Genomic DNA, 13,039 nt, shown 5'->3' on the forward strand with positions numbered 1-13,039 from the left:
CCGCGCGACGGGAGCGGCGGCCGTCGCGGGGAACTCCAGCGGGGTGCGGCCCACTCGGCTGGAGCCCGCTCGCGCCGGGCGATGACCGCGGGCGGAACTCGGGGCGGGGAGACAGCCCGCCCCCTAGCGCAGCGGGCTGTCCACCTGCTCTTGGTCGTCGCTGCCGAGGGCTCAGGTCCCCGCGGCTTCGACCCGCTGGCGCGCCTGGGGCTCGTGCCCGGCCGCCTCGACGCCGGCGCGCACTGCGGCGGCCAGCGTCCCGTTCGCGAGCAGCGCCTCACGAGCTCGATCGCGCCCGTGGCCGATGTGCTCGCCGCGGAAGGCGAGGTGCGCGCCGTTCTTCTGGATCACCCCGGTCGCGAGGCCGTGGTCGACGAGGTCGCCGGGGGCGTCGATCCCCTTGCCCCAGCGGATGTCGAACTCCGCCTCCTTGAAGGGCGGCGCCAGCTTGTTCTTGACGATCTTCGCCCGTGTGCGTGCCCCGACCGTGTCCTCGCCCGCCTTCACGGTCCCGATCCGGCGCACGTCGAGGCGCACGCTCGCGTAGAACTTGAGCGCATTGCCGCCCGTGGTCGTCTCGGGGCTGCCGAAGACGACGCCGATCTTGTGCCGGAGCTGGTTGATGAAGATCAGGGTGGTCTCGGTGCGGTGCGCGATGCCGGTGAGCTTGCGGAGGGCCTGGCTCATCAGCCGCGCCTGCAGCCCGAGGTGCTGGTCGCCCATGTCCCCCTCGATCTCGGCCCTCGGCGTGAGCGCGGCGACCGAGTCGATGACGATGATGTCCACCGCCGAGGAGCGGGTCAGCATCTCCGCGATCTCGAGCGCCTGCTCGCCGCTGTCCGGCTGGGACACGAGGAGCCGGTCGGTGTCGACGCCGATGGTCCGCGCGTAGGTGACGTCGAACGCGTGCTCGGCGTCGATGAACGCCGCGACACCACCCGTCCGCTGGGCCTCACGCATGGCGTGCAGCGTGAGGGTGGTCTTGCCGGACGACTCCGGGCCGTAGATCTCGACGACGCGGCCGCGCGGGTAGCCGCCGATGCCGAGGGCGGCGTCGAGCGCGAGCGAGCCAGTGCGGATGACGCGGATCTCGGGGATGCTGTCGCCACTTCCCAGGGCCATGAGGGCTCCCTTTCCGAATTGCTTCTCGATGGCACCGACCACGGACTGGACGGCGCGGGCCTTGCTGACGTGAGCGTTCATGGGGAAGGTCCTTTGCTGAAGAGGGGGTTGCCAAGACAGGAGAGCGCCTCGCAGCAGACAGGGCCTGCGCAGGCGGGTTGCCCTTGCGTGGGCGGTCGTCAGGGGAGGCCGCGCTCCGCAGCGTCGAGCAGGTTGTAGATGGTCTCCGTCGCCTTCTCGATGCGGCGGCGCGCCTCGTGTCGGGAGAGAACGCGCTCCTGGACGGGGCGCGTGGCATCTTCGGCCGCGCTGAGCCCCTGGTCCACTTGCTCCCGAAGCGCCGTGATCCGCTCGCGCATGTAGCTGGCGTCATCGAGTCGGATGGATCCGTTCGGTGGCGGTCGTTCGGTACGGCCGTCCCAGGTGTCGTCGTCCGCCGGGTACTGGCGAGTCTCTGTCACGGCGGATTGCCTCCAGAAGAGAGGGCACGGTGTGCGTCGTGACGGCGGGGCGGATGAAGCTTCTCGCCGTTCTCCAGCTGGGAGTGCACAGCGATTTCGTGCAGCACCTCACCGGGCGTGCGTCCCTTGTTGTGCGCGATGGCCTCGATGACCTTCTCCATCGGCTGCGAGCACAGCCGTGATCCTCGCACGATGTGAGGCTGGATGTTGATCGGCGGGGCGCGCGGATCCGGCCAACCGGGCGGTAACCAGACGTAGGGGATGTCCCTGGGACAGTCGCACTCTACCGAGAGCGCGGACTGGGAGCCGTTTGACTCCAAGTAGGCCTCGCTGTCGTGATGAGATATGCGCCGTGTGACTGGCTTGCCGGGGGACGTGACACTCATGCGGTGCTTGGGATCTCCGAGGTTCATCGGCCCCCCTTTCGCTTATGCATGCGCGCAAGCAGCTTGCGAGCCCGGCGGAGCCGGCTGACAGCGGTTCCGCGGTGCAGGTGCAGCACGCTCGCGATCTCGGTACCCTCATGACCCAGAGCCGCCAGGGCGAGCACCTCGCGCGCCCAGAGCGGCATCTGCCAGAGCGCGAGGAGCGCCTCCATCTCGGCGCGCGCCTGGAGTTGCGCCTCGAGATTCAGGCCCACGACCTGGCGCAGAAACCCGAGCGGTTCGTGGTGCAGAACCTCATAACGCACGTACGCGCTCTCGAGGTAGTGCGTCGCCTGCCGCCACGCGACGCCGCGGAGCCACCAACGGAGCACCTGCCGAGCGTTCGCGGCAGGGTCGGGACGATACCGGCCCGCCTCGATGGCCTTCCAGGCGCCCAGGACGACGGCCTGCGTGACGTCGGCGCTGTCGCGCGCGGGGACGCCGCAGGAGATGAGCGTGGCCACGATGAAGGCCCGCTCCGCCATGACGGCCGCGATGCTCGGTCGGGCCGGGGGATGTGGCGCGGCAGGTGGGCGGCGGGCCCCCTTGCGATCGCGGCTCACCCGCCCCTCTCGGAGGGGCGGTAGCGGTCAGCTGCTCCGGGCGCGCCCAAGCAGTTGTGTACCGTGGTGCCGGCCGCCTGGGCGGCGCGCCCGGCCGTGGCTGGCGACGAACGGCGCGGGTCGGCGGCGGTGTGCCGGATACCTCGGGCGCGAACGCCCATGACTCCAGACGGGCAGGAGCGGGAGCCGTACAGCCCCAGCAGGTTGCGGAGCGGAGCATGGAGCCGCCTCGGTGCGGCATCGGTCAGGAATGGCGGATGGGAACGAGGGCGCCGCCGGGAAGGCGCACGGCCCCCTTGGCCCGCGGACAGCGGGCGGATTACGATCAGCATGTCGGGACCTCGGACGATGAGGTTTCGGCCACGCAGCCCGGGCGATTGGCGTCGCCGCGGGCTGCACTACTTCAGACTGCGATGAGCGCGCTGCTGTGTCAGGGGAAGAGTTGGCAGCACGCGAGAGCTTGCAGGGGCGGTAGGAGTGCAGCTTCGGGACCAGCCCGAAGCTGCGTAGTCTTAATCCTCTTCCGGCAGCATGATGGTGATCACCGGCTCGGCGTTGTCGCCGGGACCGCAGACCGCCTTGAGCTCCACCAGCGAAGGCTTGGCTGAGTCGGTAACCACGTACAGCGAGAAGATGATCTCGTTCGCTTCCGGTGCACGCAGGGCCGCAGCGCGGAACATCCAGAGCACATCCCACAATCGGCCACGCTCGTCGTTGCGGGCGCGCAGTGCAGCCGGAGTCAGCACGACGTAGCGGTTCCAGACGGAGTGCGTCACGGCGACGGGAAGCTTGATCCCCATCTCCCGGGCCGTTGACGTCACGTCCCTCAGCGTGCCATCCGCGATGGCCTGGGCGCGCGTGTACGCCTCGATGACCTCGAACTCGAGCTCGTCGTTGTCCGGCATCTTGTTTTCCTCCGGTTGGGACTACGTGGCGCCGGCCAGGAGAGAAACGCTTTCGCCCTTCGCAAGCTCTGCGCCGCCGAGGCGCGCGTAGTGCGCGGCATTGGTCCGGAGCGGTGAGGTCTCGGCCACCTCGCACTCGATGGCCACCGTCCAGAGCCGCACCCCGAGCGCCAGGCCCTCGCGGAGGGCCGCTTCCTGAGCCGCCTGGTCCCCGTCCACGCCGTCGGTGACGAGGATGATGTCGGCGCCCTGGTGGCCCCGCTGGGCGAGCTGCCGGACCTGCTGCACGGCCATGCCGAGCGCGAGGCCGATCGCCGTTCCTCCGCCGAGGAAGTGGCGCACCATCCGCAGCACGGCCTCCGTGTCGCCGGGCTTGATGGCCTGCACCACGGTGGATGTCGCGTAGTGAACCACCGCGACCGGCCGCTTCTCGTCGAACGCGACGCGGCAGAGCGCGACGGTCGCGGCTTTCGCCCACTCGTTTCGCGCCGCGTGCATGCTCCCGGACTCGTCGAGCGCGATCACGAGCGGCCCCTTCGACTTCTTCGCCTCGCCTCGGACGGCGTACTGCGCGGCCCGCCGGGAGGCGATCCGCTCCAGGACGACCGTCTCCAGGACGGGCTCCATGAGCAGGACCTGCTCGGCTGGCAGCAGACGGGACACGTCGTTGCCCTGCTCGACCGAGTAGACCTCTGCGGGCACGCCGTGGACCCGGCTGGCTCGGGCCCCTCGCAGCGCCGCGTACATGCGTCCAGCGAGGCGAGCGATGCGCTCGACCTGGTGGAGGTCCCCGTGGGCAAGCTCGACGTCGCGGGCGTGGGTCCACGCCGCGCTGACGTCCCAGCCGAACCCCCCGGCAAGATGCTCGGTGCGCCGGGCCTGCGCATCGAAGGCTGCCCACCTCTCCCGGGCGATGCCGCGCAGCTCGAAGGGCGACGCCCTTGGGGGCAGGGCCGGGAGGCAGCCCCACAACCGTTCGAAGGCGTACGCCGCCGCCACGTCATCGGACGCGAGCAGCGCGGCGTGCTCCACCGGCGCGGTGTCCTGCGCCGCCTCGGCGAACGAGCCCGCGAGCGGCTCGCTCCCTCCCCCGACGATCGCGTTCCAGAGGTCCCCGGCCGCAGCGGCATCCTGGTCCGCTGCAACCGCCACGGCGCGGTGTGCGCGCCGAGCCTGGAGGAAGGTCCCCATCGCGACCTCCTACAGGGCGTAGCGCCTCGACAGATCGGCCTTGAGCGCGTCGTGGACCTTCTTCAGCTCGTCCAGCTTCGGCTGGATGCGCGCCTGCGCCCGGCGGGACACGCCCACCTTTAGCTGCTCCTGCACGCGCTTGGCCGCGTCGGTGATGTCGGCGGCGAGCTTGGGGAGCGTCTCCAGGTAGGCCGCCGCCTCCGTCGGCCGGTGGGCATAGGCGCGCAGGGCTTCGTCCACGACCGTGATCGCCTTCGCCACCGCGCTCCGGTCCACCGTCTCGAGCACGGCGACGACGCGAGCGCGGTCGTTCGGCTTCTGCCAGAGGCCGTACCGGAGCACGGCGAGGTGGTCCAGCTCGACCTCGGCGCAGTCGTCGAGCCAGGCAGCGGCACGGAGCACGCGGGTGAGCGCGATCCAGCGCCGGTCGGAGACGACGATCCCGTTGGCCTTGAGCTCGTTCCGGATCCGGAGGAGCTCCTGCACGATGCGCTCGGGCAGCGTCACCCGGTCGACGTCCGCCCGCGCCGCGTCCCATTCGGCGAGCTTGATCTGAGCCGAGGCCGTGTAGGCGGGCGGCGTCGCGACGAGCTGCATCCAGGTCGTATCGGCCTGCACGTACTCGACCAGATCGCGCAGCAGAAAGCGGTCGTACACCGCCGCCAAGTTCTCCTCCTCGGGCAGCTCGTTCGAGGCGCCGACGAGCATCCGCAGCGGGATGAGCCGGCCCTTGTAGAGCCGCTCGTTCATCGCTGACAGGAAGGCGTTGAGCACCGAGTCGGACCCCTTGAACACCTCATCGAGGAAGGCGCACTCGACGCCGGCGAGCCGGCCGTCGAGGTTGCGCTCCCAGAGATCGTTCTTCAGGGCGCTGAGCTTCACCGGGCCGAAGTACTCGTCCTCTGTCCCGAACTTGGTCACCAGTGTCTGGAACTTCCGCGCGTCCGGGAAGCACGACAGGAATCCGAAGAACAAGGCGCTCTTCGCCGTGCCCGGAGGTCCCACCAGCAGTGCGTGATTGCCCGAGAGGGCAGCGAGCAGGATGCACTCGACCGCGTTCTCGCGCTCCCGGAAAGTGGCAAGCAAGCTGTCGCGTACGGTCCGGAACCTGTGCCGCACAGAGGTCATATCAACCGAGTTGTTGGCCATTGACTTCATCATCACCTCATGTGTCTGCGCAGCGGGCATGCTGCGCCGGTGCCTCACCGCGGTGTCACTCACGGCGAGGGGTCTATTTTTGGCAACCCCGACCTTCTCAGTCGTTGACCACGGGGATCGTGAACGACACGCCATCACCGCCGTCGAGCTGGAGCTGGAAGCTGTGCTGGAGCTCTTTCACCCGTGCGGTGATCCGGTCGGCGACACCGGCCAGGACGCCGCGGTAGAGCTCGGCCTTGGCGGTGAGCTCCTTGCAGAGCTCAACCCGCCGCGCGAGCGCGTTCTGGCGCATGCCCTCGGACGCCGCCTTGTCGAGGTCGGCGATGAGCTCCGCGACGTCCGCCTCCAGCGCGCCCTGTGCTGCCGCCCTGGCGACCGCGACGTTGTCGGGCGCGTCGTGCATCTCGATCCGGATCGGCTTCACGCCGAGCTGCTCGAGCCCCGGCCGGAGCCGGACCCAGGCACCGCAGGTGGACGGCGGCAGCAGGTAGAACCCGCCTCGGTCCCGCAGCGGCACGCCAGAGAGCGCCTTGGCCGTTGCGACCATGGCGAAGGAGATGTCCCGCGTCTCGGCGTGCGCGACGAGGTGGTTTCCGTGGGCGGCCATGGCCTCGGCGTGCGCGAGCGCCTCGGCGATCGAGGGCGCGCCGTCGGGCGGCAGGCCCACGATGGTGCCCGTGTGCCGGTCGACCCGGCTGCGAGCGCCGCAGACGTACTCGTCGCCGGCCTCGCCCTCGCGGGTCTTCTGCACGTAGATGCCCACCGCGGCGCTCGTGTCGCCCTTGGGGCGGGCGAAGGGCCGGACGAGGATGCCGGACGGGCGCTTCACCTCGGCCGCGGCGCGCGAGAGCGCGGTGGCCGGATCCATGTCCGGGATGAGGTGGCCAAGCCCCTCAGTCGCGAAGACGCGGCGAGCTGCCTCGCGCGTCACATCGATGCGGTCGGTGTTCCAGGAGATGAGATCGCCGATGTGGCGACCTCCAGCGGCAGCGAGCCGCCGCTGGGCGCGCTCGAGCGTCGCCGGTGCGCTGTTCATGGTGTGGACTCCTTGTCATGGAGAGAGAGTGTGTGTGTGTGGTGGTGGAGAAGAAGCGGGCGCTGCGCGGATCGACCCGCACGCTGCCCAGAGCAGCGGTCCACCAGAAGACGATGGACCGCGGTGACTGCTAGGCCGAGAACGCAGCTTCGGTGAGAGCTTCGGCGAGCCATCCCGCGCTGCGAGGGGCAGCTGGCGCTGCATTCGCGGGGTTCGGGCGTGGAGCGTCTTGGATGCGACGTCCCGGTGAAGCAGACGCCGGAGCCGGCCGGTGCTTCTTCATGGCAGGCGCCGGGATGCTGACGTTGAGGACCTGGGCGGACTCGCTGGCTGGCACCACCTGCGAGTAGAGGCTCAGCCCGCCACGCCCCTGGCGCCATCGAAAGTGGAGTCCGGTCCGGTCCACCCAGTTCACCAGATCCGCGAACTGCCTCGGAAGAACCTCCGCGACCTCGACCAGCTTCTTGCGGGGCAGGTGTACCGCGAAGACACGGCTCACCAGGCTGATGTGCTGGATCGTCACATCGGCGAGCAGGTCGCCGAGGAGGACGCTCAACTCCAGCAGCGCCGCGCTTTCCCGCCAGACTGCCGTCATGCCAAGCCGCTGCGCTGCCGCCAGGACGGCATCGCGACGGGCAGCCTGATGACGCAGCGTGCGGGCTTCAGCTCGGTGCTGGAGGAGCGCGCGAACCCGGGGAGCCGCTGCTTCATCGAGCTGACCCGCCAGCGCCCGGAGTTCGCTGGCATCAACGCCGAGCAGCACCGCGAGCTCCTCGTCGTGCTCGGCGACGTAATCCCCGATGTTGTGCGACCCGGGCTGGAGCGCGCGAAGAACGCGATCGAGCCCTGCCAGGCCGCTACGCCGCCCGGCCATGGACGATCATGCCCTCGTCGGGGTTCGTGGGCTCCGGAAGATCCAGATCCGGCGAGGGGACCGGCAGTTGGTCGAGCCGCTTCTTCGCCTTCACCAGGTCGCGGGCGAACTCGTGATCGGGGCTGTTGCCCAGCGCGGCGCGGCGCAGCCGCCGGGCGACGGCGAACGGATTCATGCTGCGCGGCACGCGCAGGGAGGCGGTGCCGAGCGACAAGAACAGACGGCGCTCGGCCAGGGTCGAGGGGCGGAGCGTACGACCGTTGACGCGCATGAGATGTTCCTTTCTTCGAAAACCGAAAGGCGCCCGGAGCACGAGAGCTCGTGCCAGCGGGCGCCCTGAGGAATGTGACCTTGTAACGCGATGAATCGTCAGCGCCGCTGTGGACCGAGCACGGCATCGACGATGCAGTCGGTACAGTGTGTCGGCAGCCTTCTTACTGGATGATGCAGAGGTCGAGCATGGAGCTGAATCCTCCGTCGCGACCTCCAATGATGATGTGGTCGACCAGAGGAATGCTCACGAGGTCAGCAGCCCTCTTCATTGCCGTCGTGAGCACGATGTCCTCCGGGCTGGGCATCGGATCCCCGCCCGGGTGGTTGTGCACGAGGACGAACGCGCTGGCGCCGGCACGGATGACCGGCCGCAGCGCATCGGCGACGGTGAGCGCGGCGCTGTGCCTCCCGCCCCGTGCCAGCTCGAGCTCGGCCATGAACTCGTTGCGGCCGTTGAGCGCGATGCCGAGCATCACCTCGTAGACGAGCCCGCCCAGCCGGTCGGCGTAGATGCGGGCGATGTCCGCCGAGCACGAGAACTTGTGCTTCGGCAGCGCGGGATAGCCGCTGCGGACAAGCTGCTGCAACGCCAAGACGGCGCTGCGCTGGACACTCGTGAGCCCCAGCTGCTCCAGCTCGTGCTCGCTCAGGTCTCTCCAGCCGCCTGCCGCGCGGGCGAGCCGGTCCGCGATGCGCCGGCTGCGCAGCACGGTGCGGAGCAGTTCGTCCTCAGGCGCGGCAAGGGCGCCCCCGAGCTGCACGCCTGGGCGCTGAGCCCCGAGGCCAGCCTCATCGCGGCCAGCCGGCATGGCCGTCCCGCCAGTGGGGTTCGTCGTCCTCGTCGAACAGGGAGCGCTGGCCGTACGGCGAACCGTAGCGCGGCGTGCTGGGCGGCACGGACGGGCCCATGTGGATGCGCGGCGCCGCGCCTTGCCGTGCGGTGAGCATGAAGATCGGCCGGTTCCGGTCGACGATCACAACGCCGGTGAACGCTGAGCCGTCGGCGCTGAAGAGCTCGACACCGGGCGGCGGGGTTGCTGCCTCCCGGAGCCAGTCGAGCACGTTCGCAGTCGTTGGCACGCGCCGGGGCAGACCCTGCCGGAGCAGCTCCAGCAGGGCCTCGCCGATCAGCTCGCTCACCGTGACGGCCAGATCGCCTCCGACACGGCCGCGACCAAGAGGCCGGCGACGGCGGCGGCGGCGCCCCTCTTCACGGCCTCGTTCGTGAACACGCGGATGACGTAGGGGACGGGGGAGGGGGCGTTCTCGGTGGTCTCAGACATCGATTTCTCCTGAGCGACGTTGACGGCGCGGTTCCAGGTGGACGGAGATTGGAGCGCGCGACCCAAGCCGAGGGTCGCTGTGGACAGCGGTCGAGTGGGCGAGCAGCCCATGCAGGCCAGGATGATCTGGGTGGCCATCGTTACGACGGCGGCGGCGATGCGAAACGCATTCGTCCAGGGATTGGCGCTCTTTATGGAAATGGCACTTCCGGAAGGGAGTTCTCCTTCAATATTGTTATTCCATTGATTTGTTGATTTCTTCAGATGCTGAAGGGCATATTGGTCACGTTCCTGGATGCCCGCCCTGCGTCCACAACACGCAGAGAATCACAGGCATGTCTAGCTTGATTCCCAGCAGGCTACGAGCTTCGGCCCTGCGCAGCGCCCCGCCAGGCCACGCGATGCCTGCGAACGGCAGAGCTACGCACTCGCCTCACAGGGGCCTCTGGGGCAAGACCACGAATACGCGTCTGCTCGGTGAGCTCACCAGCCTTCACTTCCTCGACGAGCACAGGCACGCCATCGTCCTCGGCTCCGTCAGCGTGGAGAAGACCTCTTTCGCGAGCGCGCTCGGACACCTCGCGTGCAAGTACGGCTACGAGGTGCGCTTCCGACGCGCCGACGCGGGGCTGCCCCAGAGCAGGCTCGACAACTCGCGTAATGCCGACATGGCGGCGCGCACGACCGCCGACGGGTGGTCGTGCGCGCCGCGCCCAATCGCTTCTGGCTGCGCTCGAGCAGCATCCCCGCAGCCGTAGACGACCGCAGCCGGTCAGTTCGACCTGTCTACTGTTCGCTTCCGCAGCCATTCGCCCCTGACCCGTGACGCATGGTGCAGGTCGCACCATGCGTCCGCCGGCGAGCGCGGGCGCCAGACGTCTTTGGCTGGATGGGTGCGTCTCGGTGTCCTCGGGTGCCCTCGTGCGGTACTTCAACTGCGTACCCGTGCACGTCAGATGGGTCGCTGCTTGCCGAGCCAACGACGAACCGCGTCGAGAAGCGACGTGCTGCTTTTGCTGCGCGCGTATTCGGTCGCCTTGCCAGCACGCCGATGCTGCATGATGGCTCCCGTGGCCGCATGCGTTGCCGCCTTCGTGGCGATCACGAAGAGGTCTGCCGTCCTCGCCGCCTCTCGCATGGGCTCGGTGCCTCCGATCTCGCTGAACGTCTTCAGCTTGGCGTCGGGACAAGCGCGCACGAGCGCCTTGACGACCCGTTGAAGGGCGTCCGTCTCGAGCGAGTAGAAGGCGACGTACACTCCTGCGAGCGCAGCCCACTCGTTCGCCGTCTCTCCGGGCAGCGGAGCCTCTGGCGCCGCGGGGAGCAACTCGGCGACGCCGAGCTCAACACAGAGTTGGCGGACCAGATCGCGATCTACCTCGTCGACGCGCGCCCATCGACGAGCAGCGATACTCGCAAGACGAGTCGCCGCCGCAGTACGCTCGTTCTTAGAGGCGCACGGTGTCATGATGAGCATCTCGAGTGCGTCCGCGATGAGGCGCATCGTCCCCGGCGTGTCCGCGGTCTCGATGGCTCCTGTGACGACGTCGAGGGTAGCTGCGTAGGCGGACGATGTGGTCGCGAGTCTCGCCTGACCTAGCCTGACGAGCGCCGAGATGGAAGAGAGCGTCAGCGCGTCGTCTGTCGCAAGCACCTCGAAGAGCGAAGCGAATATCGGCGACAAGCGTGGATCCGGTGGATCCCGAAGAAAGGCCTCGAGTACGTACGGAAGTGCCTGGCGAAGCGCCTCGGCGGCCCAGTTCTCCAGCGTCCCTTCGACCACACCAACAACGGTCGCGATGGCTCCGGCGTCCCCAGCGACCGCTTCTGCGTCCCACTCGATTGCACCCTTTTCTGCACGCGACACGGCCCCTGGCCAGTCTACCTTTAACCGCAGACGCTCGAACCACCCGCACCAGGAGGATATCGGCTGTGGTGTGAGGATTGGTTCTCCGACGACGGCCTTGAGGTGTTCGACGTGGGTCTTGCACCACCCGTACGTAAGGAGTGCGTCTCGGTCCGCTTGCGAAAGGAGTTCCCAGGCGGAGAGCGCCTGGGTCGAAGCGCCATCGTCGTCGAGGAGGCGGGCGCACTGAAGGAGCACCTTGACTCGCTGCGGAGAGAGCGGCGCTCCGAGTGCAAGAGAGTAGGCACGGTCGAGATCCCCGTCGCCGAGGGCGCGCTGTGCACGCTCGATCACGGACACCGGTGGCGTGGCTACGGTCCCGGGCGAGGCTGCAACCACGACGTCGGCGTCATAATGGCCGGCTTTCCGCCGCACGAGCCTCGCTCGGAATGCGTCGGCGAACGCGGCGTGTCCGCTCTCCGCGATGCGGGCGAGTGGCCCCTCCGTGCTCGCAATATCACTTCGTCCGCGAAACTCGTCCGCGAGCATGAAGCAGACATCGACCTCAAGAGAACCGAGATTCTTTCGTGAAGAGAAAGCAACGCCGAAGCTGGGGAGCACCCGTTCGAAACACTTGAGCGCCTCGTCGACGTCCCCGACGCTGACGAACGGCGCCACTTCGCAATGATAGATGGCTTCGACGAGGAGTTGGCGCACCCGCCATGGGAGGGAGCGGAGTTCGAGCAAGCTCGGCAGCGCATCGTGCGCGAAGATGCCTGCCCAGTCGTGCTTTGCGGCGATTCGCCGGAGATCGAGAAACGCGAGGTTGACCTCGTCGAGGTGGCCCCCCATGCGCAGTGCCCGGATCTCCTCGGCGGCAATGGCGTCGTCCCCCACCTGCATCGCGAACTCAAGATCGCGCAGGATGCGTCCGACGGGTCGAACCTTGCCCGCACGTCGATACGGGCGCTCGAGCAGGCAGTTGGCCAGGGCTTCGAGCCGCTCGCGAGCTTCCTTGCGAAATCTAGCGTGGACCTCGACGCGGAACGCTCGCCCGCCGAACTCCTCGGAGAAGGCTCTCTCCGCTGCGTCCGCGGGCTGGAGGGGTCGGAGCGGTGCGCTCATCTCGGCATAGGTCCGCCCCAGGAACGCCCCGAGGAGGTCGGTTGCGAAGCGCGCATCGGACTCGTTGCGCCACCCGACGTACCAGTCCACGCGGTGGGGCGACTTTCGGACGCGCGGGAGGGCGGCGATCGGTGCGCGCATCTCGACCAGGTCGATGAAACGTTGAAGCGCCTTTCTCGCCGGGCTTCGCGGATCCGAGAGCGCTTGCCACTGAAGGTCCGGAACGTTGTCTCGACCAAAGAAGGTCTCCCACTCCATGACCGCCTACTTTCCGTACGCGCCCGAGAACTCGAGGCGGAGTTTCGCGACGAGTTCGGCATCCGTGATGAACTGCAAGAGCTCAGTGTGCGCATCCACCCCGGCATACGTGACATTCATCGAGCCCGTGATGGCCGCTCGGTCACCGAGAAGACCTTTCGTATGGAGGGTTGGGCTGTCGACGAGTGATAGCTGGTCGAGACAGTTGAGCGTCGTCGCGATCTCGGAGAGAGCGTGGCACACGCCGCCGTCGTCGCGCGGTGCCCGGAGGACGAGAATCAGCCGGGTTCCTGCGAGAAGAACCGCGCGAAACACATCCGTGAGCCGAATGATACGCTTGGAGGTATCGGGGAACAGAGCAGCGAACGCGCCGGTCGTGTTGTCGAACAGCTCGATGTTTCGCAGCCAGGGCGACACGATCCAGAGGCACTTGCTCGGACCAATAAGCTCAGCGGCGAAGAAGAACTGCAGCAGCTCTCGTGCCTCGTTCCGGGATCGCCCCCGCGACTTCTGCAGCAC

Annotated in this window: 16 protein-coding genes; 1 reads left to right on the plus strand and 15 read right to left on the minus strand. The window is 68.4% G+C overall.

Annotated features, from left to right (window positions below; all coding sequences use genetic code 11):
* Window positions 1–171: 171 nt before the first annotated feature.
* The 13 genes from recA to WMF34_RS41835 form a co-directional block, all read right to left on the minus strand.
* A complete protein-coding gene (gene recA, locus WMF34_RS41775) occupies window positions 172–1,203 on the minus strand; it encodes a recombinase RecA (RefSeq protein ID WP_437991271.1) in 1,032 nt (343 codons plus the stop codon).
* Window positions 1,204–1,301: 98 nt separating this feature from the next.
* Window positions 1,302–1,583: a hypothetical protein gene (locus WMF34_RS41780; protein ID WP_437991272.1), complete on the minus strand. Its 282-nt coding sequence runs from the start codon at window positions 1,581–1,583 to the stop codon at window positions 1,302–1,304.
* Window positions 1,580–1,744: a hypothetical protein gene (locus WMF34_RS41785; protein ID WP_437991273.1), complete on the minus strand. Its 165-nt coding sequence runs from the start codon at window positions 1,742–1,744 to the stop codon at window positions 1,580–1,582. The genes WMF34_RS41780 and WMF34_RS41785 overlap by 4 nt, the downstream gene beginning before the upstream one ends.
* 248 nt (window positions 1,745–1,992) lie before the next feature.
* A complete protein-coding gene (locus tag WMF34_RS41790; RefSeq protein ID WP_437991274.1) occupies window positions 1,993–2,493 on the minus strand; it encodes an RNA polymerase sigma factor in 501 nt (166 codons plus the stop codon).
* Between the two features lie 590 nt (window positions 2,494–3,083).
* The gene (locus WMF34_RS41795; protein ID WP_437991275.1) at window positions 3,084–3,476 is read right to left on the minus strand and encodes a DUF6573 family protein; all 393 of its coding nucleotides are present in this window, start codon (window positions 3,474–3,476) and stop codon (window positions 3,084–3,086) included.
* 21 nt (window positions 3,477–3,497) lie between these two features.
* Window positions 3,498–4,667, minus strand: coding sequence for a vWA domain-containing protein (locus WMF34_RS41800; protein WP_437991276.1), 1,170 nt, complete (start codon window positions 4,665–4,667; stop codon window positions 3,498–3,500).
* A gap of 9 nt (window positions 4,668–4,676) precedes the next feature.
* Entirely contained in the window at window positions 4,677–5,960 is a 1,284-nt protein-coding gene (locus tag WMF34_RS41805) for an AAA family ATPase (protein ID WP_437991277.1), read from the minus strand.
* Window positions 5,923–6,861, minus strand: a complete 939-nt coding sequence (locus WMF34_RS41810) for a hypothetical protein (protein WP_437991278.1) — start codon at window positions 6,859–6,861, stop codon at window positions 5,923–5,925. Before WMF34_RS41810 ends, WMF34_RS41805 begins: the two co-directional genes overlap by 38 nt.
* Window positions 6,862–6,991: 130 nt before the next feature.
* The gene (locus WMF34_RS41815; RefSeq protein WP_437991279.1) at window positions 6,992–7,735 is read right to left on the minus strand and encodes a hypothetical protein; all 744 of its coding nucleotides are present in this window, start codon (window positions 7,733–7,735) and stop codon (window positions 6,992–6,994) included.
* Window positions 7,719–8,006 (minus strand): hypothetical protein, encoded by a 288-nt coding sequence (locus WMF34_RS41820; RefSeq protein ID WP_437991280.1) that lies wholly within the window; start codon window positions 8,004–8,006, stop codon window positions 7,719–7,721. Before WMF34_RS41820 ends, WMF34_RS41815 begins: the two co-directional genes overlap by 17 nt.
* A gap of 163 nt (window positions 8,007–8,169) precedes the next feature.
* Complete coding sequence (locus WMF34_RS41825) at window positions 8,170–8,769, minus strand: JAB domain-containing protein (protein ID WP_437991281.1); 600 nt, start codon at window positions 8,767–8,769, stop codon at window positions 8,170–8,172.
* Between the two features lie 28 nt (window positions 8,770–8,797).
* Entirely contained in the window at window positions 8,798–9,148 is a 351-nt protein-coding gene (locus WMF34_RS41830) for a hypothetical protein (protein WP_437991282.1), read from the minus strand.
* Window positions 9,145–9,291 carry a hypothetical protein gene (locus WMF34_RS41835; RefSeq protein ID WP_437991283.1) on the minus strand — a complete coding sequence of 49 codons (147 nt, stop codon included), beginning with the start codon at window positions 9,289–9,291 and terminating at the stop codon, window positions 9,145–9,147. Before WMF34_RS41835 ends, WMF34_RS41830 begins: the two co-directional genes overlap by 4 nt.
* Before the next feature lie 401 nt (window positions 9,292–9,692).
* Between WMF34_RS41835 and WMF34_RS41840 the strand changes: the two genes are divergently transcribed.
* Window positions 9,693–10,049 (plus strand): ATP-binding protein, encoded by a 357-nt coding sequence (locus tag WMF34_RS41840; protein ID WP_437994703.1) that lies wholly within the window; start codon window positions 9,693–9,695, stop codon window positions 10,047–10,049.
* 194 nt (window positions 10,050–10,243) lie between these two features.
* Here WMF34_RS41840 and dpdD read toward each other — a convergent pair whose 3' ends face one another.
* Window positions 10,244–12,520: a protein DpdD gene (gene dpdD / locus WMF34_RS41845; protein ID WP_437991284.1), complete on the minus strand. Its 2,277-nt coding sequence runs from the start codon at window positions 12,518–12,520 to the stop codon at window positions 10,244–10,246.
* Window positions 12,521–12,526: 6 nt separating this feature from the next.
* Complete coding sequence (dpdK, locus tag WMF34_RS41850; protein ID WP_437991285.1) at window positions 12,527–13,039, minus strand: phospholipase D-like domain-containing protein DpdK; 513 nt, start codon at window positions 13,037–13,039, stop codon at window positions 12,527–12,529.

The organism is Sorangium sp. So ce145, assembly GCF_051525985.1.
Lineage (GTDB): Bacteria > Myxococcota_A > Polyangia > Polyangiales > Polyangiaceae > Sorangium > Sorangium cellulosum_B.